Raw genomic sequence first — 22,250 nt, 5'->3', positions numbered from 1 at the left:
GAGCCGATAGTAGGGCGATGAGGGGTGGGCCGGGCGGCCGCATATGCAGAGACAGACAGGTACGTTTCTGCATGATCGAAGTGAGGTAAAAGCCTTTCTTTCAAAGGCCGTTGCTGGGTTCCTCGTATGATGTTGCGGCTCAGGGAGGGATGGGCCCGGAGAGGCGCAGAGGTCTCGAAGAGGTCTCAACTCACCTCTACGGGGGACGCGCGCCACGGCGCTCGCCACCGGCGCGCGCCACCCGGTCGCGCGCCCCCCTGTTCTTCCGAGGGGGTCGGACGGGGTCGCGCGGGACCGTCGTCCACAGTGTTGCGGGCCTGTTGTCCACAGCCCATTCGCACCGGGCCGGAATCCTCATAAGGTGAGGAGCATTGGCGGTACGGACGGTCGAGGAGGCCACACTGTGAGCGAGACCAGCGGGACGAGCACCGGCAGCCCCAAGCTGCGCGCCGAGCTGGACGGCGTCCCCACCTACAAGCCGGGCAAGCCGGCCGCCGCGGGCGGTCCGGTCGCCTTCAAGCTGTCCTCGAACGAGAACCCCTACCCGCCGCTCCCCGGCGTCCTGGAGAGCGCGCTGGCCGCCGCCGGCAGCTTCAACCGCTACCCGGACATGGCCTGCACGGGGCTGACGGCGGAGCTGGCCGAGCGCTTCGGCGTGCCGGTCTCCCACATCGCCACCGGCACCGGTTCGGTCGGCGTGGCCCAGCAGCTGCTCCAGGCCACGGCCGGGCCGGGCGACGAGGTGATCTACGCCTGGCGCTCCTTCGAGGCGTACCCGATCATCACCCAGATCAGCGGCGCCACCTCGGTGCGGGTCCCGCTGACCGACGGCGAGGTGCACGACCTCGACGCGATGGCCGAGGCGATCACCGACCGGACCCGGCTGATCTTCGTCTGCAACCCCAACAACCCCACGGGCACCGCGGTGCGCCGGGCGGAGCTGGAGCGCTTCCTCGACCGGGTCCCCTCCGACGTGCTGGTGGTCCTCGACGAGGCGTACAAGGAGTTCGTGCGCGACGTCGAGGTGCCGGACGGCGTGGAGCTCTACCGGGACCGGCCGAACGTGGCGGTGCTGCGCACCTTCTCCAAGGCGTACGGCCTGGCGGGGCTGCGGGTCGGCTTCGCCATCGCCCACGAGCCGGTGGCGGCGGCGCTGCGCAAGACGGCGGTGCCGTTCGGCGTGAGCCAGCTGGCGCAGGACGCGGCGGTGGCCTCGCTGCGGGCCGAGGACGAGCTGCTCGGGCGCGTCGGTTCGCTGGTGGCGGAGCGCAAGCGGGTCCACGCGGGGCTCGTGGCCCAGGGCTGGACCGTGCCGGACACCCAGGCGAACTTCGTCTGGCTGCGGCTCGGCGAGCGGACCGCGGACTTCGCGGCGGAGTGCGAGCGGCACGGCGTGGTGGTGCGGCCGTTCGCGGGCGAGGGCGTGCGCGTCACGATCGGCGAGACCGAGGCGAACGACCTGTTCCTGAAGGCGGCGGAGGGTTTCCGTCAGAGCCTCTGACCCGGCGCGGGTCACGCGGCGCGCCCGGCCCCGCGCGGGGCCGGGCGGGTTGCACGGGCTTGCCGGCCGGCAAGCCCCGCCCCGGGGGACCGGGGTGTCGAAGTGGACCTCCCCGCCCCGGGTGCGGGCGGTGGAGGCGATCGGCAGGGCGTCCCGGAGGGCGCCGGCGGTGGGGGTCTCGTCGAGGGTGGCCGTGGTGTGTCCAGCCGGCCGTGTCAGGCGTATCCGAAGGAGCATGCCGCGAGTTCAACGATGCGTTGAAGTCGCGGGGAAGAGTGTGACCGGCGGTACAGGCCCCCCCCTCTCCAGTACGCATTTCGTATGAGTCATAATGCTTGTGAATGTGAACGCGTTCACAAGCGTGTCCCCGTTCATCCCGAGATGGGTGGGATCAAAGGGGCAGACTGCCGATGTGACCACGGCGATGTAAGGAGAAGACGACGTGGACCTCGCTTTGGCGCCGGAGACGTTGGCGCGCTGGCAGTTCGGCATCACCACCGTCTACCACTTTCTTTTCGTCCCCCTGACGATCTCCCTCGCCGCACTCACCGCCGGTCTCCAGACCGCCTGGGTCCGGACCGAGAAGGAGAAGTACCTCAGGGCGACGAAGTTCTGGGGGAAGCTCTTCCTCATCAACATCGCGATGGGCGTCGTCACCGGCATCGTGCAGGAGTTCCAGTTCGGCATGAACTGGTCGGACTACTCCCGCTTCGTCGGCGACATCTTCGGCGCCCCGCTCGCCTTCGAGGCGCTCATCGCCTTCTTCTTCGAGTCCACCTTCATCGGCCTGTGGATCTTCGGCTGGGACAAGCTCCCCAAGAAGATCCACCTGGCCTGCATCTGGATGGTCTCGATCGGCACGGTCCTCTCCGCGTACTTCATCCTGGCGGCGAACTCCTGGATGCAGCACCCGGTCGGCTACCGCATCAACGAGGACCGGGGCCAGGGCGCCCGCGCCGAACTCACAGACTTCTGGGCGGTGCTCACCCAGAACACCGCGCTGACCCAGTTCTTCCACACCATGACGGCCGCCTTCCTCGTCGGCGGCGCCTTCATGGTCGGCATCTCCGCCTTCCACCTGGCGCGCAAGCGGCACATCCCGGTGATGCGGACCTCGCTGCGGGTCGGCCTGGTCACCCTGATCATCGCCGGTCTCGGCACCGCCATCAGCGGTGACATGCTCGGCAAGGTCATGTTCAAGCAGCAGCCGATGAAGATGGCCGCCGCCGAGGCGCTGTGGGACGGAGAGGCGCCCGCGCCCTTCTCGATCTTCGCCATCGGCGACGTGGACAAGGGCCACAACGAGGTCGCCATCGAGATCCCCGGGATACTGTCCTACCTCGCCAACGGCGACTTCCACTCGTACGTCCCCGGCATCAACGACGTCAACAAGGCCGAGCAGGAGAAGTACGGCCCCGGCGACTACCGGCCCAACATCCCGGTCGCCTACTGGGGCTTCCGCTGGATGATCGGCTTCGGCATGGCCTCGCTGGCGGTCGGCGTGGTCGGCCTCTGGCTGACCCGCAGGAAGTTCCTGCTCTCCCCCGGCCTGAGGACCGGTGAGGACGAGGTGCCGAACCTGGTCCTCTTCAAGAACAAGGCACTCAGCCCGAAGCTCGGCAAGTGGTACTGGATCGTGGCCCTCTGGACCATGCTCTTCCCGCTGATCGCCAACTCCTGGGGCTGGATCTTCACCGAGATGGGCCGTCAGCCGTGGGTCGTCTACGGCGTGATGCGCACCAGTGCCGCCGTCTCCCCCGGGGTCTCCCAGGGCGAGGTGCTCACCTCGATGATCGTCTTCACCTCGCTCTACGCGATCCTCGCGGTCGTCGAGGTCAAGCTCCTCGTCAAGTACGTCAAGGCCGGTCCGCCCGAGCTCACCGACGACGACCTCAACCCGCCCACCCGGATCGGCGGGGACAGCCGCGACCCCGACCGGCCCATGGCCTTCTCGTACTGAGGCTCAGGAGATCGAGGCATGGAACTCCACGACGTCTGGTTCGTACTCATCGCCGTCCTCTGGACCGGCTACTTCTTCCTGGAGGGCTTCGACTTCGGGGTCGGCATCCTCACCAAGCTGCTGGCCCGCGACCGGACCGAGAAGCGGGTCCTGATCAACACGATCGGACCCGTCTGGGACGGCAACGAGGTGTGGCTGCTCACGGCCGGCGGCGCGACCTTCGCCGCCTTCCCCGAGTGGTACGCCACCCTCTTCTCCGGCTTCTACCTGCCGCTGCTGATCATCCTGGTCTGCCTCATCGTCCGGGGCGTCGCCTTCGAGTACCGCGCGAAGCGGCCCGAGGAGGCGTGGCAGCGCAACTGGGAGCAGGCGATCTTCTGGACCTCGCTGATCCCCGCGATCCTGTGGGGCGTGGCCTTCGGCAACATCGTCCGGGGCGTGAAGATCGACGGGAACATGGAGTACGTCGGCAACTTCTGGGACCTGCTCAACCCGTACGCGCTCCTTGGCGGTCTGGTCACGCTCACCCTCTTCACCTTCCACGGCACGGTCTTCGCCGCCCTCAAGACGGTCGGTGACATCCGGGTCCGGGCCCGGGCGCTCGCGCTCCGGCTGGGCCTGGTCACGGCGGTGCTCGCGGTCGCCTTCCTGATCTGGACCCAGGTCCACACGGGCGACGCCTGGAGCCTCGCGGCGATGCTGGTCGCCGCGGTGGCGCTGGTCGGCGCGATCGGCGCCATCAAGGCGGGGCGCGAGGGCTGGTCGTTCGCGCTCTCGGGCGTCACGATCGCCGCCGCGGTGGCGATGCTCTTCCTGGCGCTCTTCCCGGACGTCATGCCGTCCTCGCTCGACCCGGCGTGGAGCCTGACGGTGGAGAACGCGTCGTCGAGCCCGTACACGCTGAAGATCATGATGTGGTGCGCGGCCATCGCGACTCCGCTGGTGCTGCTCTACCAGAGCTGGACCTACTGGGTGTTCCGCAAGCGGATCGGCACCCAGCACATCGCCGACGCCCACTAGGGCTCCGGAGCCCGGGTCCGCGAGGACCCGGGCGCTCTTCAGAGGGGCATGTTTCACGTGAAACCGATCGACCCGCGTCTGCTCCGGTACGCCCGGGCGACCCGTTTCTTCCTCGTCGCGGTCGTCGTCCTCGGCCTGGTCGGGGCGGCGCTGGTCATCGCCCAGGCGATGCTCATCGCCGAGATCGTGGTCGGCGCCTTCCAGAAGGGGCTGGCGGTCTCCGATCTGGCCACCCCGCTGCTGCTCCTCGCGGGGGTCGCGGTGGCGCGCGGCGGGGTCTCCTGGCTGACCGAGCTGGCCGCGCACCGGGCCAGTGCGGCGGTCAAGTCCGAACTCCGCGGCCGGCTCCTCGAACGGGCCGCCGCCCTCGGGCCGGGGTGGCTCGCCGGTCAGCGCACCGGCTCCCTCGTCACGCTCGCCACCCGGGGCGTGGACGCGCTCGACGACTACTTCGCCCGCTACCTCCCGCAGCTCGGCCTCGCCGTCGCCGTCCCGGTCGCGGTCCTCGCCCGGATCGTCACCGAGGACTGGGTCTCGGCCGCGATCATCGTCGTCACCCTGCCGCTCATCCCGGTCTTCATGATCCTGATCGGCTGGTACACCCAGGCCCGGACGGACCGGCAGTGGAAGCTGCTCTCCCGGCTCTCCGGCCACTTCCTCGACATCGTCGCCGGACTGCCCACCCTCAAGGTCTTCGGCCGGGCCAAGGCCCAGGCGGCGTCGATCCGCGCCATCACCGCCGACTACCGGCGGGCCACCATGCGCACGCTGCGGATCGCCTTCCTCTCCTCCTTCGCCCTCGAACTGCTCTCCACGCTCTCGGTCGCCCTCGTCGCCGTCACCATCGGCATGCGGCTCGTCCACGGCACCCTCGACCTCTACACCGGGCTCGTCATCCTGGTCCTCGCGCCCGAGGCGTACCTGCCGCTGCGGCAGGTCGGGGCGCAGTTCCACGCGGCGGCGGAGGGGCTCGCGGCGGCCGAGGAGATCTTCGAGGTCCTGGAGACCCCGGTGCGGGACGGCGGGACGCGGGCGGTGCCGGAGCCGTACCGGATCGAGCTGGAGGGGGTGACGGTCCGCCACCCGGGCCGGGCCGAGCCCTCGCTCGACGCGGCGACGCTCACGGTCGAACCCGGCGAGACGGTGGCCCTCGTCGGCCCGAGCGGGGTGGGCAAGTCGACCCTGCTCGACGTCGTCCTCGGCTTCACGGAGCCGGAGGAGGGCGGGACGGTACGGATCGGCGGCGCCGATCTGGCGGGGCTCGACCTGGAGCGGTGGCGGTCGCGGATCGCCTGGGTGCCGCAGCGGCCGCACCTCTTCGCCGGGACGATCGCCGAGAACGTGCGGCTGGCCCGGCCCGGGGCGGACGACGCCGAGGTGGGGGCGGCGCTGCGGGACGCGGGGGCGGACGGCTTCGTCGACGGGCTGCCCGACGGGGCCGCGACCGTGCTCGGCGAGGACGGCGCCGGGCTGTCGGCCGGCCAGCGGCAGCGGCTCGCGCTGGCGCGGGCCTTCCTCGCGGACCGGCCGGTGCTGCTGCTCGACGAGCCGACGGCGGCCCTCGACGGCGAGACGGAGGCGGGGGTGGTGGACGCGGTGCGCCGGCTCGCCGCCGGGCGGACCGTGCTGCTGGTCGTGCACCGGCCGGCGCTGCTGGCGGTCGCCGACCGGGTGGTCGCGCTCGGCCGGACCGCTCCGGAGCCTTCCGGCGGGGGAGGGGGCGGCCGGGGCGGGGGCGCCGCGGTGCCTGCCATCGAGGCCCTGCCGAGTGCGCCGGTGGCGGACGCGGAGCGCGTACCGGAGGGTGGGCGGGGGACGCTGGGGCAGGTGCGGGCCATGGCCGGGGGGCTGAAGGGCCGGATGGGGCTCGCGCTGCTGCTCGGCAGTCTGGCGCTGGGCGCCGCCGTCGGGCTCATGGCCGTCTCCGGCTGGCTCATCTCGCGGGCCTCGGAGCAGCCGCCGGTGCTGCACCTGATGGTCGCGGTGACCGCCACCCGGGCCTTCGGCATCGGGCGGGCCGTCTTCCGGTACGCCGAGCGCCTCGTCTCGCACGACGCGGTGCTGCGGATGCTCGCCGAACTGCGGGTCTCGGTCTACTCCGGCCTGGAGCGGATCGCGCCCGCCGGGCTGCGCCGGGCCCGCCGCGGCGACCTGCTGGCCCGGCTCGTCCACGACGTCGACTCCCTCCAGGACTACTGGCTGCGCTGGCTGCTGCCGGCCGGGGCCGCGCTCGTCGTCGGCCTCGGCTCCGTCGGCTTCACCGCCTGGCTGCTGCCCGAGGCGGGCGCCGTCCTCGCGGTCGGCCTGCTCACCGCCGGGGTCCTCGTGCCGCCGCTCGGCGCGGCCCTCGCCCGCCGGGCCGAGCGCCGTCTCGCCCCCACGCGCGGGGCGCTCGCCACCGCCGTCGCCGACCCGCTGCGCGGCTGCGCCGAGCTGACCGTGGCCGGGGCGCTGCCCGAGCGCCTCGACCGGGCCCGCGCCGCCGACCGGGTCCTCACCGCCATCGCCTCCCGGCAGTCCGCCGCCGCCGCGCTCGGTGCCGGACTGTCCGCCCTGGTCTGCGGCCTGACCGTGGTGGCCGCCGCCCTCGTCGGCGTGCAGGCCGTCCGGGACGGGCGGCTCGACGGGGTGGCGCTCGCCGTCGTCGTCCTCACCCCGCTGGCCGCCTTCGAGGCCGTCACCGGGCTCCCCCTGGCGGTCCAGTACCGGCAGCGGGTCCGGCACGGTGCCGAGCGGGTCTTCGAGGTGCTGGACGCGCCCGTGCCCGTACGGGAGCCGGCCGTGCCCGCCGCTCCCCCGGCCGGGCCGTTCCCGCTGGAGCTGGCCGGGATCTCGGCCCGGTACGCCGGGCAGGAGCGGCCCGCGCTCGACGGCTTCGCGCTCACCCTGGAGGCCGGGCGGCGGGTCGCCGTCGTCGGCGCCTCCGGCTCCGGCAAGACCACCCTCGCCCAGGTCCTGCTGCGCTTCCTCGACGCCGAGCGGGGCTCGTACCGGCTCGGCGGGACGGCCGCGGCCGACCTCGACGGCGACGACGTGCGCCGCTTCGTCGGGCTCTGCGCGCAGGACGCCCACCTCTTCGACAGCTCGGTCCGGGAGAACCTGCGGCTCGCCCGGCCGGACGCCGACGACGGGGCGCTGCGGGAGGCGCTGCGCCGCGCCCGGCTCCTCGACTGGGCCGAGGGCCTGCCCGACGGGCTCGACACCCTGGTGGGCGAGCACGGCGCGAAGCTCTCCGGCGGCCAGCGGCAGCGCCTCGCGCTGGCCCGCGCGCTCCTCGCCGACTTCCCGGTCCTCGTCCTCGACGAGCCGGCCGAGCACCTGGACCTGGCCACCGCCGACGCGCTCACCGACGACCTGCTGCGCGCCACCGAGGGCCGTACCACCCTGCTCATCACCCACCGGCTGCATGGGCTCGACGCGGTGGACGAGGTGGTGGTGCTCGACGGCGGCCGGACCGTGCAGCGCGGCGCGTACGCCGAACTGGCCGCGGTGGACGGGCCGCTGCGCCGGATGCTGGAGCGGGAGCGGGCCACCGACCGGCTGCTCGCGGCGACCGTGTCCCCGCCCGGGGAAGGCGGGCCTCTGTCCGGGGCGACCGTGTCCCTGCCCAGGGAAGGCGGGGCGCTGTCCGGGGAGGGCGGGCCGCTGTCCGGGAGCACCGATCCGCTCTCCGCGTCCGCCGGTGCGCGTCCGCCGACTTTTCTCGCCAAATAGGACTAACTAGGCTCACCCCCATGACCGCCGAGTCCGTATCGCCCGATCCGCTGGCCGCCGCCACCGAAGCCACCCGCAGCCTCCAGGGGCTGTCCACGGAGCTGACCGCCCGCGTGCCGCAGCTCCTGGAGGCGATGCGGTCGGTGGGTACCGGCCTCGAACTGCACTCCACGCTGGACCGGATCTGCGAGACCGCCGCCGAGCTGGCGGGGGCCCGGTACGCGGCGATCGGCGTCGTCGACGAGAAGGGCGCGGGCCTCTCCGACTTCGTCACGTACGGCGTCTCCGACGAGGTGGCCCGGCGCATCGGCCGCCGTCCGGACGGGCACGCCGGGCTGCTCGGCGCGCTCATCCGCGACCCGCACACCATCCGGCTCGCCGACCTCACCGCCGACCCGCGCTCGGCCGGCTTCCCGCCCGGCCATCCGGTGATGCGGACCTTCCTCGGCGTCCCCATCCGCGTCCAGGGCGAGATCTTCGGCAATCTGTACCTCTCCGAGAAGCGGGACGGCGGCGAGTTCAACGACTACGACGAGCACATGGTCCGGGTGCTCGCCACCGAGGCCGGCATCGCCATCGGCAACGCCCGGCTCTACGAGGCGGCCCGCCAGCGCGAGCGGTGGATCGACGGCTCGGTCGCCGTCACCACCGCGCTCCTCTCCGGCGGGGACGCCGACGACGCCCTCGCCGTCGTCGCCGAGCAGGCCCGGCGGCTCGCCGACGCGGACGCCGGGATCGTGCTGCTGCCCGCCGAGGAGGGCGGCCTGGAGATCGCCGCCGTCTCCTCGGGGCGGGCCACCCGGCTGCTCGGCGTGGTGATCCCGCCGGAGAGCGCGATCGTGGAACAGCTCCTGGAGGGCGAGGCGGTCTTCGTGCGGGACAGCTCCACGGACCCGCGCATGCTCAGCGGCATGCACCTCGCGTACGGCCCCAGCATGCTCCTGCCGCTCCAGAGCGGCGGCCGGGTGCTGGGGGCGCTGGCGATGCCCCGGGCGCGCGGCGCCAAGCCCTTCGCCGAGGCCGAACGGACCCTCGCCACCCAGTTCGCCTCGCAGGCGGCGCTCGCGCTGATGATGGCCGAGGCCCAGCGCGACCGGGAGCGGCTGGCCGTCTTCGAGGACCGCGACCGGATCGCCCGCGACCTGCACGACCTGGTCATCCAGCGGCTCTTCGCCACCGGGATGATGCTGGAGAGCGCCCAGCGCAAGGCGATCGTGCCGGCCGTCCGGGAGGGCGTCGGCAAGGCCGTCGACGAGCTGGACGTCACCATCCAGGAGATCCGCACGGCGATCTTCGCCCTCCAGCAGGGCCCGGCCGAGGCGCCGTCGGGGCTGCGCACCCGCGTCCTGCGGGAGATCAACATGGCGGCGGTGCCGCTGGGCTTCAAGCCCGCGCACCGGTTCCTCGGCGCGGTCGACGCCACCGTCGGCGAGCTGACCGGCAAGAACCTCATCGCCGCGCTCCGCGAGGCGCTCTCCAACGCCTTCCGGCACGCCGAGGCGGGCCGCATCGAGGTCGTCGTCGACGCGACGGTCACCCTGCCGGACGGCTCCCCCGGGGTGCGGCTGACGGTCGCGGACGACGGCATCGGCCTCCCGGAGGGCGGTCGGCGCAGCGGTCTGCGCAACCTCGCCCGCCGCGCCGAATCCCTGGGCGGCGCGAGCCGGTGCGGGCCGGGGATCGGCGAGGACGGCGGCGGGACGACGGTGGTGTGGGAGGCGCCGCTGTAGGGGCCCGGGGCCCGCGCGCCCGGTGGGGCGGGCTATTCGGCGCGGGTGGCGAGGGCTTCGGCGACGAGCTGTTCGAGGACGACGGCGACGCCGTCCTCGTTGTTGCCCGCGGTACGGCCCGAGGCGGCGGCGAGCACCTCCGGGTGGGCGTTGCCCATGGCGTAGGAGCGGCCGGCCCAGCTCAGCATCTCGATGTCGTTCGGCATGTCGCCGAAGGCCACGACCTCCTCCGCAGTGATGCCGCGCTCGGCGCAGCACAGGGCGAGGGTCGACGCCTTGGAGACGCCGAGGGCGCTGATCTCGATGAGCGCGGTGGGGCTGGAGCGGGTGAGGGAGGCCAGGTCGCCGGCGGCCGCGCGGGCCGTCGCCAGGAAGGCGTCGGGGTCCAGGTCCGGGTGCTGGGCGAGCAGCTTGAGCACCGGCGCGGCGGCCCCCGGCGCCTCCTCGTACAGCAGTTTCTCGGCGGTGGCGACGGTGGCGCCGGGGTCCAGGAAGAAGGGCGGGTACTGGGGCTCGTAGTGGATCCCGGTGGTCAGCTCGACGGCGAAGCTGGTGCCGGGGGCGGCGGCCCGCAGGGCCCGTACGACGTCGAGGGCGACGGGCCGGGCCAGCGGGCGGACCTCCAGGAAGGTGCCGCCCGCGTGCAGGTCGACGACGGCGGCGCCGTTGGCGCAGATGGCCAGGCCGTGGCCGTGGACGTGGGCGCTGACCGCGTCCATCCAGCGGGCCGGGCGGCCGGTGACGAAGAAGACCTCGATCCCCGCCCGCTCGGCCGCCGCGAGGGCGGCCACGGTGCGCTCGGAGACGGTCTTGTCGTCCCGCAGGAGGGTGCCGTCGAGGTCGGTGGCGATGAGTCGGGGAGAGGTCACCCCGCCATTGTTCCGCACCGGGCGCACGTGCGTGCGGGTCCTCGCACATCTGAGTGCGGCGGAGGGGAAGAGGCGCCGGAGCGGATGGAGGGGACGGTCATGCCCGCTGCTCCTCGTGGGGCGTACGGGGCCCGGTGCGGGCACGGACACGCGGGTCGGAGCGGTGGCGCGGCAGCAGGAAACCGGCCGCGATCAGCCACAGCAGGCCGCCGAAGCGGGCGATCGGGAGGAGGACGGCGGCGCCGTCGAACAGCAGCGTGAGGGTGGACAGCTCGGCGACGGCGGCGAGGACGAGCCCGCCGAGGGCGAGCGCGCGCGGCAGCAGTCCGGCGAGCAGGCCGGGGACGGCGATGCCCGCGACGAGCAGGCCGAGCGCCACCACGTGGCCGGGGCCGCCGGTCGCGAAGGCCAGGGAGTGGAGGGCGCGGACGACGCCGGGCTGGCCGAGCGACTCGGGCCGGGAGAGGACCCAGCCCAGCAGTCCGCACAGGCCGAGGAAGGCGGAGGCGAGCAGGCCGCCGGCGAGGGCGATGGTGGCGCCGGGGGCGCGGACGCCGAGCCGGTGGAGGCGGGCGGAGGCGGTGGCGGCGTAGAGGGCGAGCGGCACCGAGGAGCCGAACTGGAGGGCGCCGGCGATCCGGACGGCGTCCGTGTGGTCGCGGAAGTACGCCGTGATGCCGGCGGTCGCTCCGGCGCCGCCGAAGGGCGAGGGGAAGACGGCGCCGTCGGCGAGGAGGGTGCTCGTGACGAGTCCGGCGACGAAGAGGGCGGTGGAGACGAGGGCGAGCGGTCCGAGCGGGGGCCCGCCCTGGGCCTCGTGGCGCCGGGCGGTCGGGTTCTGGACGGCCATGGGTCCGGTCCGTTCTCTCGTGAGAATGGTTCACCTTGGAGAATCGTTCTTTTCGAGTACGATAACTCCGTGAGCAGCCAGGGGCAACGACCGGAGGAAGAGGGCGCGGAGGAGCACGCGGCTCCCGCGCCGCGCGGGGCGGCGTTCCTGCTCGCCCAGCTGGGGGCGCACGCGGCGGGCCGCTTCGGCGAGCGCGTCGGCGCCCTGGGGCTCGCCCCGCCGGACGTCGGCCTGCTGCGGATGATCGCCACCGCCCCGGGCCGCAGTCAGCGCTCGCTCGCCGCCGACCTGGGCGTGGTCCCGAGCCGCGTCGTCGCCCTCATCGACGCCCTGGAGCGCAAGGGCCTGGTGGAACGGCGCCGCAGCACCGAGGACCGCCGCAACTACGAGCTGTACGTCTCCGAGGACGGGCGCCGCGCCCTCGCCGGGGTCCGCGAACTCGCCACCGCCCACGAGGACGACCTCCTCGCCGCCCTGGACGGTGCCGAACGGACCCTCCTCGCCGGCCTCCTCGCCCGGGTCGCCGCCCAGCAGGGCCTCACCCCGGGCGTCCACCCCGGCTACCGCACCCTCGGCGGCGGGAAGCGGCGGGGCGGCGGGAACGGTGACGGGGGCGGTGACGGTGGCGGAGAGCGGCCGGGCAGCGGGAACGGCGGCGGGGGCGGGAAGCGGCGCGGGGGCGGCGGGGACGCGGAAGGGTGAGCCGGGGTGGCGGACACGTTCTCGTGCCCGCCACCCCGGCTCACCCTCGGCGCGTGCGCGTGCCGGCCTCTTCGCCCTCCCCGTGCGCACGCCGGGGAGGGGGTCGTGCGCTCAGCCGAGCTGGGCGAGGGCCTCGGTCGCGACGGCCTCGAAGACCCGCTGGTCGGCGGCGAAGTCCGAGTCGGGGATCGGCCAGTGGACCGCGATCTCGGTGAAGCCGAGCTCGCGGTGGGTCCCGGCGAAGTCCACGAAGGCGTCCACCGAGTCGAGCATGGTGTTCTTGTCCGGGGTGAAGCCGGTGAGCAGGACCTTCTCCAGCCCGGCCACGTCCCGGCCGGCCTCCGCGCACGCCTTGCCCAGCTTCTCGATCTGGCCGCGCAGCGCCGCCACCGACTGACCGGGGGTCCCCTCCTCGTACAGCTTCGGGTCGCCGGTCGTCACCCACGCCTGCCCGTACCGGGCGGCCAGCCGCAGCCCGCGCGGGCCGGTCGCCGCCACCGCGAAGGGGAGCCGGGGGCGCTGCACGCAGCCGGGGATGTTCCGGACCTCCTCGGCGGAGTAGAAGGTGCCCCGCTCCGACACGGCGTCCTCGGTGAGCAGCCGGTCGAGCAGCGGCACGAACTCGGCGAACCGGTCCGCCCGCTCCTTCGGCGTCCACGCCTCCTGGCCGAGCGCGGTGGCGTCGAAGCCGCTGCCGCCCGCGCCGATGCCGAGGGTGACCCGGCCGCCGGAGATGTCGTCGAGCGAGATCAGTTCCTTGGCGAGCGTCACCGGGTGGCGGAAGTTCGGCGAGGTGACGAGGGTGCCGAGCCGCAGGCGCTCGGTGGCCGTCGCGGCGGCGGTGAGGGTGGGCAGGGCGCCGAACCAGGGGCCGTCCCGGAAACTGCGCCAGGACAGGTGGTCGTAGGTGTACGCGGTGCGGAAGCCGAGTTCCTCGGCGCGCCGCCACGTGGCGGCGCCGCCCTCGTGCCAGCGGTCGACGGGCAGGATCACGGTGCTCAGACGCAGGCTCATGCGGCCGAGCCTATGCCGGAACCGGCCAGGGCCTCCTCCCGAACGGTCGTGCGGAGGAGCGGGGCGGGCGGGTCGCGGCGGGTCGCGGCGGCGGGCGGAGACGTGGGTGGGGCCGGGGTCAGCGGACGCTGCTGCTCAGCCAGGGGGTGAGGGTCATCAGGGGGACCAGTTCCTTGTAGGTGGCGCCGCCGGGCACCGGGACGATCAGCCACTGTCCGGGCGGGAAGAAGCGTCCCTTCACGTGGGCCAGACCGGTGTGGACCGCGCGGACGAATCCCGGTACCGCGTCCCTCGGCACGTCGTGGAAGTCGACGCCGTCCACCGTGATCAGCGCGTCGTCCTCGGGGAAGAGGCGCACGGTGACGGACGGGCTGCCGCCCAGTTCGACGAACGCCTCGTGCGGCAGCGAGCCGTCCTCGTCGAGGACGACGAAGGCGCCGGCGGAGGTGCGGCGGGAGGTCTGGTCCGCGCCGATGTCGTCGGTGACGGTCATCTCCAGGGCGAACTCCCGGGCGAGCGCGCGAACGGCCTCGACGGCGGCCTGGGTGCTGGGCAGATGCGGAGGAACCATGCTCCGATCATGCCCCAGAGGGTCCGGCGCCCGCGTCCCGGCCGCTCCCGGTGGCCTCACCCGGGGAAGCGGATGAACTCCGGTGGGACGGCGGGGGTCAGCCAGACCCCGTTCGCGCTGACCCGGAAGACGTGCCCGGCCCGGTGCATCGCCCCGGTGTCCACGCTCAGCACCACCGGCCGGCCGCGGCGCGCCCCGACGCGGGTCGCCGTCTCGCGGTCGGGGGAGAGGTGCACGTCGTGCCGGGCCATGGGCCGCAGTCCCTCGGTCCGGATCGCGGGGAGCCGGTCGCCGACCGTGCCGTGGTAGAGGTACGCGGGCGGCTCGGCGGGCGGCAGGTCCAGGTCGACGGCGACGGTGTGGCCCTGGCTGGCGCGGATCCGGCCGTCCTCGACCGCGAACCGCTTCTTGTCGTTGGCGGCGACCACGTGGTCCAGTTCGGCGCGGCTGATCGGGAAGCCGTGGGCGGCCGTGGCGGCGAGCAGGGTGTCGATCCCGGTCCAGCCGTGCGGGTCGAGGACGAGGCCGATCCGCTCGGGCTGGTGGCGCAGGTGTTTCGCCAGGTACTTCGACACCTTCACCGTGCGACGTTCGTCCAAGATTCTTCCCCGTTCGGGTTTGGTCCACAGCCAAGCCGAGTTATCCACAGCCTGATGAAGGATTCTGTGGACAACACCCCGTCACGGGCAAGGGATTTATTAGAGGCTGGGCGAATCAGGGTGGTATGTCGCCAATGCGTCCAATGTTCTTTTGTTGACCTCGCGTTCGGCCGCCGCCGCCACGAAGGCGGCCACGTTCTCCGTGCCGACCAGCGCCTGTACGGCCCTGATCGTGCCCGCCGGCAGCTGCACCGGGCGCGGCTCGTCACCCTGCGCCGGAGGCTCCTCGGGCGACAGGTGGAACTGGAGGTGACGGGTCGCCAGGATCCGCATCGCCCGCGCCAGCTCGGCGTCCACGGTCTGCTGCGCGAGCGGGCGCAGCCGCCGCACCATCGTCGCGGCCTCCGCCGCGTCGGAGTCCGTCGGCGGCCGGTGCTCCAGGTACCGGGCGAAGACGTGCTCGGTGGTGAACTCCAGGAACCGGGACGCTATGTGCTCGACCTGGTCCCGCAGCTCCCTCAGATGCCCGGTGATCGCGGGCAGCGGCACCCCCGCCGCGTGCAGCTCCACGGCCACCGCCAGCTCCTGGGGGCTCGGCACCAGATAGATCTCGGCGTCCGTGCCGGGCAGCCGCTCCAGGACGCCCAGCTCCACCGCCTCCCGCACCGCCTCCTCGTCCGGGGTGCCGCCGAAGCGGGCGTCCAGCTCCGCGCGGGTGATCCGGGCCGCCTCCTCGTCCGTCCACGGCCCCTGCACCTCCGCGACCAGCCCGAGCACCCCGCCGAGGCCCCGGCCGGTGTCCCACGCCTCCAGGAGCTCCTTGATCGAGGCCAGCGTGTAGCCCCGGTCGAGGAGGTCGGCGATCTGGTGCAGCCGGGCCAGGTGGCTGTCCCCGTACACGTTCGACCGGCCCCGCCGCTCCGGGCGCGGCAGCAGCCCCCGGTCCTGGTAGGCGCGGATGGTCCGGACCGTGGCCCCGCTGTGGTGGGCGAGATCCTCGATCCGGTACTCCGGCCGCACTGCTGACTGCTCGGACAAAACCGCTCCCACCGACCGCTCGTTCCACCCCGCACGGGGCCCCTCCTGCGAGGGATCGTACGACCGCCCCCCACTCCCCGGCCCCGCCCGGTCCCGCCCGGCCCCGGGCCGGCCCGCCACCTGCCGGCCCCGCCCGGCGGCCCGGTCCCGCCCGCCGACCCGGGGCCGTCCGCCCCATCCGGAGCCGTACGCCGGACCGGAGCCGTACACCCGGCCCGGAGCCGTTCCCCTCCGGCTCCCGGGACCACGGCCCGCCCGGTACGTCCCCGGGGCGGGCGGGCTACGCCGGCGGCTGCCAGCGGGCCAGGGCGCGCAGGGCGTTGGGCGCCAGCCGGGACAGGACGTGCGCGCCCCGGGCCTCCGGGGTGACCGGGACCACCGCCCGGTTGTGCAGCACCGCGTCGAGGATCGCGTCCGCGACCTTCTCCGGCGGGTAGTTCCGCAGCCCGTACATCCGCGACGCCTTGCGCTGCCGCCGCTTCTCCTCCGCCTCGTCCGCGACTCCGGCGAAGCGGGTGGTCGCGGTGATGCCGGTGTTCACGATGCCCGGGCAGATCGCGCTCACCCCGATGTCCTGGCCCGCCAGTTCGGCCCGCAGGCACTCGCTCAGCATCAGCACCGCCGCCTTCGACGTGCTGTACGCGGGCAGCGCCCGGGAGGGCTGGAAGGCGGCCGCCGAGGCGGTGTTGACGATGTGGCCGCCCTGGCCGCGTGCCGCCATCTGCGCCCCGAACGTCCGGCAGCCGTGGATCACGCCCCACAGGTTGACGTCCAGGACCCGCTTCCACTCCTCGGGGGTGGTCTCGAAGAAGGAGCCGGTGAGCCCGATGCCCGCGTTGTTGACCAGCACGTCGACGACCCCGTGGTCGGCGGCGACCTTGGCCGCCAGCTTCTCCATCTCCTGCTCGTCGGAGACGTCTGCCGTCTCGCCCCACGCCTCCGGCGCGCCGATCAGCCGGGCCATCTCCGCCGTCCGGGCCGCCCCCTCGGCGTCCCGGTCGACCGCGACGACCCGCGCCCCGGCCTCCGCGAAGGCGAAGGCGGTGGCCCGCCCGATGCCGCTGGCCGCCCCCGTGACCAGCACCAGCTGGCCGCCGAAGCGCTCCGCGTGCTCCGGCCGCACGCCCTTGCGCACGGGCTGCCCCGCCGGACGGGCGCCCCGCGCCGAGGGCTCCTCGTGGGCGCGGACGAACTCGCCTATCCAGGCGGCCAGCTGGTCCGGCCGGGTGCGCGGCACCCAGTGCTTGGCGGGCAGCGTCCGCCGGGTCAGCTGCGGCACCCAGCTGCCCAGGTCGTCGTAGAGCCGCTCGGAGAGGAAGGCGTCCCCGGTCGGCGTGATCAGCTGCACGGGCGCGTGCGCGAAGGCGTCGGGGCGGGGCCGGGAGAGCCGGGCCCGGACGTTGTCCCGGTAGAGCCAGGCGCCGTGCGCCGCGTCGCCGGGCAGCGAGGCCGTCGGGTAGTCGCCGGCCGGGATCTTCTCCAGCCGCTCCAGGAGCTTGGGCCAGCGCTTGCCGAGCGGGCCGCGCCAGGCCAGCTCCGGCAGGACCGGGGTGTGCAGCATGTACACGTACCAGGACTTGGCGCCCTGGCCGAGGAGCTGCCCGACCCGGCGGGGGGTGGGGCGGGTCATCCGGGTCTTGATCCAGTGCCCGAAGTGGTCGAGCGACGGCCCCGACATGGAGGTGAAGGAGGCGATCCGGCCCTCGGTGCGGGGCACGGTCACGAACTCCCACGACTGCACCGAGCCCCAGTCGTGCCCGACCAGGTGGACCGGCCGGTCCGGGCTGACCGCGTCGGCGACAGCCAGGAAGTCGTCGGTCAGCTTCTCCAGGGTGAAGCCGCCCCGCAGCGGCGCCGGCGCCGTCGAGCGCCCGTGGCCGCGCACGTCGTACAGCACGACGTGGAACTCCTCCGCGAGCCGCGTCGCGACCTCGGACCAGACCTCCTTCGAGTCCGGGTAGCCGTGCACCAGCAGCACCGTGGGCCGGGCGGCGTCGCCCAGCTCGGCGACGCACAGCTCGATCCCGCCCGTCCGGACCCGGCGCTCCCGCGCCCCCTTGAGTCCCGCGCCCGCCATCACACCGCTCCTTCGTTCCAGCGCCGCACGTGCGGCAGGTCGTCGTCCAGCCAGAACGCGCTCTGCTCGGGGTCCCGGGAGTCGGTGACGACCAGGATCTCCTCGAACTTCGCGCCCGTACCCCGGAATCCGAGGTGCGGCTCGACCGCCCAGAGGCCCGTCGTGGGCGGGTGGTCGGAGAACTTGTAGGGGGACCAGAGCGGCGACCAGCCGTCCCGGTGGCCGTGCAGGGCGTCGCTCGCCAGCCCCTTGAGGGACTGGGTGCCGAAGCCGAAGAGGGTCGGCGCGAACCGGCGCTCCCGCACCCGGTCGATCTTGTGGGCGATCACGCCGAAGGGATAGGCGCGGTGCCGGTTCGCGTACCCCTGGCGGACCATGAGCCGGTCCACGTCCTCGTATATCTCGCGCAGGCTGCGGCGCTCGCGCACTTCGCGGAGGATCAGTTCGCGGTGCTCGCGCAGGTCGGCGAGGAGCTTGTCGTGCAGGGGGTCGAGCCCGAGGCAGCCGCTGTACCCGATGTCCGCCGTGTACCCCTTGTACACGGGCGCCATGTCGAGGATGAACGGCATCCCCGGCTCCAGGCGCCGGTTGGTGGGGAAGAACTGGAGCGGGATCCGGAAGTCGACGAAGGCGGTGCGGTCGCCGAACCAGGCGAACGGCCGGTGGAACCAGTCCCTCACCCCGCGCTCGTACAGCCACTCCCGCTGCATCCGCGCCGCCTCGCGCTCGGTCACCCCGGGCCTGAGCTGCGCCGCGACGGCTTCCGCGCAGGCGTAGGAGAGCCGCTGGACTTCCCTGAACCCCCGCAGTTCCGCGGTCAGTTCGCTTGCCACTGCTGAGGTCATGCCACCCGCCCGTTCCTGTGAGCGCCCGATCGCCCTACGCGTTCGTAACTTGACATCGACGAATGTGACAATGACCGGCGGCTGCGTCAAGGGGTGGGGACGAGTCCCTGTGGAAAACTCCGTCCGGCCGGGACCCGACGACTTTCGTCGCGACCCGTCTCGGGGTTCGTACTCCGTAAGTCGGAGAGGCATCGATCCGTAGGGCTGACGACCCCTGTGGCATCCGCCACTACCTTCGAACCGTGACTGTGATCGCCACCGAAAGCCTCAGCAAGCGGTTCCCCCGGGTGACCGCTCTCGACCGGCTCTCCCTGGACATCGGGCCCGGTGTGACCGGACTGGTGGGTGCCAACGGAGCCGGCAAGTCCACGATGATCAAGATCCTGCTCGGGCTCGCCCCCGCCACGGAGGGCCGTGCCGAGGTCCTCGGCCTCGACGTCTCGACGCACGGCCCCGAGATCCGCGAGCGCGTCGGCTACATGCCCGAGCACGACTGCCTCCCGCCGGACGTCTCGGCCACCGAGTTCGTCGTCCACATGGCGCGGATGTCCGGCCTGCCGCCGGCCGCCGCCCGCGAGCGGACCGCCGACACCCTGCGCCACGTCGGCCTGTACGAGGAGCGCTACCGCCCCATCGGCGGCTACTCGACCGGCATGAAGCAGCGGGTGAAGCTGGCCCAGGCCCTGGTCCACGACCCCAAGCTGGTCCTCCTCGACGAGCCGACCAACGGCCTCGACCCGGTCGGCCGGGACGAGATGCTCGGCCTGATCCGCCGCGTCTGGACCGACTTCGGCATCTCGGTCCTCGTCACCTCCCACCTCCTCGGCGAGCTGGAGCGGACCTGCGACCACGTCGTGGTCATCGACGGCGGCAAGCTGCTGCGGTCCAGCTCCACCAGCGACTTCACCCGCACCACCACGACCCTCGCGGTCGAGGTCACCGACTCCGACGCCCACCCGGACGGCACCGGCGCCCTGCGCGCCGCCCTCGCCGCCGCCGGCGTCGCCCTCCACGACGGGGTCGAGGAGGGCCTGCCCGGCGCCGGCCACATCCTCCTCCTGGAGGCCGCCGGGGAGGAGACGTACGACCTGGTGCGCGACACCGTCGCCGGCCTCGGACTCGGCCTGGTCCGCATGGAGCAGCGCCGCCACCACATCGCCGAGGTCTTCCGTCCCGAGACCGCGCAGCACGAGGAGGCCCAGGCCCGATGAGTACTCCCGCCCCCGAGGCCGCCCCCGGCACCAGCCGGATCCACAACATCGGATACCGGTCCTACGAAGGCCCCCGGCTCGGCCGCGCCTACGCCCGCCGCTCGCTCTACTCGCAGTCCCTGCGCGGCGCGTACGGCCTGGGCCGCAGCGCCAAGTCGAAGGTGCTGCCGATGCTGCTGGCCGCGGTGATGTTCATCCCGGCGCTCATCATGGTCTCCATCTCGGTCTACCTGGAGGCCAAGACCCTCTTCTGGGAGTACACCCAGTACGCGGTCTTCCTCCAGCTCGTCATCGCCGTCTTCCTCGCCTCCCAGGCGCCCCAGTCGGTCTCCCGGGACCTGCGGTTCCGGACGGTGCCGCTGTACTTCTCCCGCCCCATCGAGCGGGTGGACTACGTGCTCGCCAAGTACGGGGCGATGTCCTCGGCCCTCTTCATCCTCACCGCGACCCCGCTGGTGATCATGTGGATCGGGTCGATGCTGGCCAAGATGGACTTCGCCGAGCAGGCCAGGATGTTCGGCCAGGGGCTCGTCTCCGTCGCGGTCCTCTCGGTCCTCTACGGCGGCATCGGCCTGGTCATGGCCGCGTTCACGCCGCGCCGCGGCTTCGGCGTCGCCGCGGTGATCGGCGTCCTCACCATCCCGTACAGCGCGGTCTCCGCCCTCCAGGGCATCGCCTACGCCACCGACAACACCGGCGCCATCGTCTGGCTCGGCCTCTTCTCCCCCATCACCCTCGTCATCGGCCTGCAGAACGCCTTCCTCGGCGCCCCCGCCTCCTTCCCCGCCGAGGCGCAGGTCGGGGCCGGGGCCGGGGCGGTCTACCTCGCGGTGATCCTCGCGCTCGTCGCCGCCTGCTACGGGATCCTGATGCGCCGCTACCGAAAGGTCGGACTGTGAGCACCCTGCACATCGACCACGTCTCACGCTGGTTCGGGAACGTCGTCGCGGTCAACGACATCACCATGTCGATCGGCCCCGGCGTCACCGGCCTCCTCGGTCCGAACGGCGCCGGGAAGTCCACCCTCATCAACATGATGGGCGGCTTCCTCGACCCGTCCACCGGCACCGTCACCCTCGACGGCACCCCGGTCTGGCGCAACGAGTCGGTCTACCGCTCCATCGGCGTCGTCCCCGAGCGGGAGGCGATGTACGACTTCCTCACCGGCCGCGAGTTCGTCGTGGCCAACGCGGAGCTCCAGGGCCTCGGCGCCAAGGAGGCCCAGCGGGCCCTGGCGACCGTCGAGATGGAGTACGCGCAGGACCGGAAGATCGCCACGTACAGCAAGGGCATGCGGCAGCGCGTGAAGATGGCCTCCGCCCTCGTCCACGAGCCGGCCGTGCTGCTGCTCGACGAGCCGTTCAACGGCATGGACCCGCGCCAGCGGATGCAGCTCATGGAGCTGCTGCGGCGGATGGGCGCCGAGGGCCGCACGGTGCTGTTCTCCTCGCACATCCTGGAGGAGGTCGAGCAGCTCGCCTCCCACATCGAGGTCATCGTCGCCGGCCGGCACGCCGCCTCCGGCGACTTCCGCCGGATCCGCCGCCTCATGACCGACCGGCCGCACCGCTACCTGGTCCGCTCCAGCGACGACCGGGCGCTCGCCGCCGCGCTGATCGCCGACCCGTCGACGGCCGGCATCGAGGTGGACGCCGCCGAGGGCGGACTGCGGATCCAGGCCGTCGACTTCGGCCGGTTCACCGAACTGCTGCCGCGGGTGGCCCGTGAGCACGGCATCCGGCTGCTGACGGTCTCGCCCTCCGACGAGTCCCTCGAATCCGTCTTCTCGTATCTCGTCGCGGCCTGAAAGGAGCCTGACCGATATGTACGACCCCACTGTCGCCCGGCTCACCTACCGGGCCCTGCTCGGCCGCCGCCGGGCGGGGATCCTCTTCCTCCTGCCCGGCCTGCTCCTGGTCATCGCCACGGTCGTCCGCGCGCTGCACGGCGTGGACGACCAGGTCGCGGCCGACCTCCTCGGCGGCTTCGCGCTCGCCACCATGGTCCCGCTGATCGGCGTCATCGCCGGCACGGGCGCGATCGGCCCGGAGATCGACGACGGCTCGATCGTCTACCTGCTCTCCAAGCCGGTGAAGCGGTGGACGATCATCACCACCAAGCTGATCGTGGCGATCGCCGTCACCATGGCCTTCTCGGCGGTGCCGACGCTGATCGCCGGCTTCATCCTGAACGGGAACGGGCAGCAGGTCGCCGTCGCCTACATGGTCGCGGCCCTGGTCGCCTCCATCGCCTACAGCGCCCTCTTCCTCCTGCTCGGCACGGTCAGCCGGCACGCCGTGGTGATCGGCCTGGTCTACGCCCTGGTCTGGGAGGCGCTGTTCGGCTCCCTGATCGAGGGCGCCCGGACCCTCAGCGTCCAGCAGTGGGCGCTCTCCCTCGCCGAGAAGGTCACCGGAGACGGGATGATCCGGTCGGACGTGGCCCTGCCGACCGCGGTGACCCTGCTGGTCGCGGTCACCGTCGGCGCCACCTGGTTCGCCGGGTACAAGCTGCGCCGGCTGACGCTGGCCGGCGAGGAGTAGCCGACG

At 73.1% G+C, this 22,250-nt stretch carries 18 protein-coding genes; 10 read left to right on the top strand and 8 right to left on the bottom strand.

The features are described 5' to 3' along the window. Nucleotides 1–403: 403 nt before the first annotated feature. From hisC to IE219_RS26145, 5 genes are all read left to right on the top strand, one after another. Nucleotides 404–1,501 (top strand): histidinol-phosphate transaminase, encoded by a 1,098-nt coding sequence (gene hisC, locus IE219_RS26170; RefSeq protein ID WP_189981821.1) that lies wholly within the window; start codon nt 404–406, stop codon nt 1,499–1,501. Between the two features lie 442 nt (nt 1,502–1,943). After that, on the top strand, nt 1,944–3,461 hold the full coding sequence (locus tag IE219_RS26160) for a cytochrome ubiquinol oxidase subunit I (protein ID WP_189981819.1): 1,518 nt from the start codon (nt 1,944–1,946) through the stop codon (nt 3,459–3,461). A gap of 18 nt (nt 3,462–3,479) precedes the next feature. Beyond that, nucleotides 3,480–4,481, top strand: a complete 1,002-nt coding sequence (cydB, locus tag IE219_RS26155) for a cytochrome d ubiquinol oxidase subunit II (protein ID WP_189981817.1) — start codon at nt 3,480–3,482, stop codon at nt 4,479–4,481. Between the two features lie 48 nt (nt 4,482–4,529). Beyond that, on the top strand, nt 4,530–8,195 hold the full coding sequence (cydD, locus tag IE219_RS26150) for a thiol reductant ABC exporter subunit CydD (protein WP_229850015.1): 3,666 nt from the start codon (nt 4,530–4,532) through the stop codon (nt 8,193–8,195). Nucleotides 8,196–8,215: 20 nt separating this feature from the next. Then, a complete protein-coding gene (locus tag IE219_RS26145; protein WP_189981813.1) occupies nt 8,216–9,925 on the top strand; it encodes a sensor histidine kinase in 1,710 nt (569 codons plus the stop codon). Between the two features lie 32 nt (nt 9,926–9,957). Here the strand turns inward: IE219_RS26145 and IE219_RS26140 are convergent, their stop codons facing one another. Both IE219_RS26140 and IE219_RS26135 read right to left on the bottom strand, forming a co-directional pair. Next, entirely contained in the window at nt 9,958–10,794 is an 837-nt protein-coding gene (locus IE219_RS26140; RefSeq protein WP_229850014.1) for a Cof-type HAD-IIB family hydrolase, read from the bottom strand. A 97-nt stretch (nt 10,795–10,891) separates the two neighbouring features. After that, complete coding sequence (locus IE219_RS26135) at nt 10,892–11,644, bottom strand: hypothetical protein (protein ID WP_189981809.1); 753 nt, start codon at nt 11,642–11,644, stop codon at nt 10,892–10,894. A 69-nt stretch (nt 11,645–11,713) separates the two neighbouring features. On the opposite strand from IE219_RS26135, the gene IE219_RS26130 reads away from it, so the two are divergent. Continuing rightward, nucleotides 11,714–12,346 carry a MarR family winged helix-turn-helix transcriptional regulator gene (locus tag IE219_RS26130; RefSeq protein ID WP_189981807.1) on the top strand — a complete coding sequence of 211 codons (633 nt, stop codon included), beginning with the start codon at nt 11,714–11,716 and terminating at the stop codon, nt 12,344–12,346. 111 nt (nt 12,347–12,457) lie between these two features. Here IE219_RS26130 and IE219_RS26125 read toward each other — a convergent pair whose 3' ends face one another. From IE219_RS26125 to IE219_RS26100, 6 genes are all read right to left on the bottom strand, one after another. Beyond that, complete coding sequence (locus IE219_RS26125; RefSeq protein ID WP_189981806.1) at nt 12,458–13,360, bottom strand: LLM class flavin-dependent oxidoreductase; 903 nt, start codon at nt 13,358–13,360, stop codon at nt 12,458–12,460. A 118-nt stretch (nt 13,361–13,478) separates the two neighbouring features. Next, nucleotides 13,479–13,931 carry a hypothetical protein gene (locus IE219_RS26120; RefSeq protein ID WP_189981804.1) on the bottom strand — a complete coding sequence of 151 codons (453 nt, stop codon included), beginning with the start codon at nt 13,929–13,931 and terminating at the stop codon, nt 13,479–13,481. 56 nt (nt 13,932–13,987) lie between these two features. Next, the gene (locus IE219_RS26115; protein WP_189981802.1) at nt 13,988–14,530 is read right to left on the bottom strand and encodes an RNA 2'-phosphotransferase; all 543 of its coding nucleotides are present in this window, start codon (nt 14,528–14,530) and stop codon (nt 13,988–13,990) included. Between the two features lie 99 nt (nt 14,531–14,629). Then, nucleotides 14,630–15,580 (bottom strand): MerR family transcriptional regulator, encoded by a 951-nt coding sequence (locus IE219_RS26110; protein ID WP_229850013.1) that lies wholly within the window; start codon nt 15,578–15,580, stop codon nt 14,630–14,632. Between the two features lie 268 nt (nt 15,581–15,848). Continuing rightward, entirely contained in the window at nt 15,849–17,645 is a 1,797-nt protein-coding gene (locus tag IE219_RS26105) for an SDR family oxidoreductase (protein ID WP_189981800.1), read from the bottom strand. Further along, nucleotides 17,645–18,490 (bottom strand): M24 family metallopeptidase, encoded by an 846-nt coding sequence (locus IE219_RS26100; protein WP_189981798.1) that lies wholly within the window; start codon nt 18,488–18,490, stop codon nt 17,645–17,647. Before IE219_RS26100 ends, IE219_RS26105 begins: the two co-directional genes overlap by 1 nt. 248 nt (nt 18,491–18,738) lie before the next feature. Here IE219_RS26100 and IE219_RS26095 point away from each other — a divergent pair, with 248 nt between their 5' ends. Genes IE219_RS26095 through IE219_RS26080 form a run of 4 tightly spaced genes read left to right on the top strand, consistent with a single transcriptional unit; the run spans nt 18,739 to nt 22,244 of the window. Then, nucleotides 18,739–19,701: an ABC transporter ATP-binding protein gene (locus tag IE219_RS26095; protein WP_189981963.1), complete on the top strand. Its 963-nt coding sequence runs from the start codon at nt 18,739–18,741 to the stop codon at nt 19,699–19,701. Next, the gene (locus tag IE219_RS26090; protein WP_189981796.1) at nt 19,698–20,600 is read left to right on the top strand and encodes an ABC transporter permease; all 903 of its coding nucleotides are present in this window, start codon (nt 19,698–19,700) and stop codon (nt 20,598–20,600) included. The genes IE219_RS26095 and IE219_RS26090 overlap by 4 nt, the downstream gene beginning before the upstream one ends. Beyond that, the gene (locus tag IE219_RS26085; RefSeq protein WP_189981794.1) at nt 20,597–21,508 is read left to right on the top strand and encodes an ABC transporter ATP-binding protein; all 912 of its coding nucleotides are present in this window, start codon (nt 20,597–20,599) and stop codon (nt 21,506–21,508) included. Before IE219_RS26090 ends, IE219_RS26085 begins: the two co-directional genes overlap by 4 nt. 16 nt (nt 21,509–21,524) lie before the next feature. Further along, complete coding sequence (locus tag IE219_RS26080) at nt 21,525–22,244, top strand: ABC transporter permease (RefSeq protein ID WP_189981793.1); 720 nt, start codon at nt 21,525–21,527, stop codon at nt 22,242–22,244. Nucleotides 22,245–22,250 lie beyond the last annotated feature (6 nt).

The sequence above is a fragment of the Streptomyces termitum genome (assembly GCF_014650175.1).
Classification (GTDB): Bacteria; Actinomycetota; Actinomycetes; order Streptomycetales; family Streptomycetaceae; genus Streptomyces; species Streptomyces termitum.
This window is presented reverse-complemented; position numbering and strand designations above follow the sequence as displayed.

What these genes read in the sequence shown, in the direction of transcription:
- IE219_RS26105 (WP_189981800.1), bottom strand. Translation starts at nt 17,645, where the DNA reads ATGGCGGGCGCGGGACTCAAGGGGGCGCGGGAGCGCCGGGTCCGGACG.
- IE219_RS26120 (WP_189981804.1), bottom strand. Translation starts at nt 13,931, where the DNA reads ATGGTTCCTCCGCATCTGCCCAGCACCCAGGCCGCCGTCGAGGCCGTT.
- IE219_RS26080 (WP_189981793.1), top strand. Translation starts at nt 21,525, where the DNA reads ATGTACGACCCCACTGTCGCCCGGCTCACCTACCGGGCCCTGCTCGGC.
- cydB (WP_189981817.1), top strand. Translation starts at nt 3,480, where the DNA reads ATGGAACTCCACGACGTCTGGTTCGTACTCATCGCCGTCCTCTGGACC.
- IE219_RS26100 (WP_189981798.1), bottom strand. Translation starts at nt 18,490, where the DNA reads ATGACCTCAGCAGTGGCAAGCGAACTGACCGCGGAACTGCGGGGGTTC.
- IE219_RS26090 (WP_189981796.1), top strand. Translation starts at nt 19,698, where the DNA reads ATGAGTACTCCCGCCCCCGAGGCCGCCCCCGGCACCAGCCGGATCCAC.
- IE219_RS26125 (WP_189981806.1), bottom strand. Translation starts at nt 13,360, where the DNA reads ATGAGCCTGCGTCTGAGCACCGTGATCCTGCCCGTCGACCGCTGGCAC.
- IE219_RS26135 (WP_189981809.1), bottom strand. Translation starts at nt 11,644, where the DNA reads ATGGCCGTCCAGAACCCGACCGCCCGGCGCCACGAGGCCCAGGGCGGG.
- cydD (WP_229850015.1), top strand. Translation starts at nt 4,530, where the DNA reads ATGTTTCACGTGAAACCGATCGACCCGCGTCTGCTCCGGTACGCCCGG.
- IE219_RS26145 (WP_189981813.1), top strand. Translation starts at nt 8,216, where the DNA reads ATGACCGCCGAGTCCGTATCGCCCGATCCGCTGGCCGCCGCCACCGAA.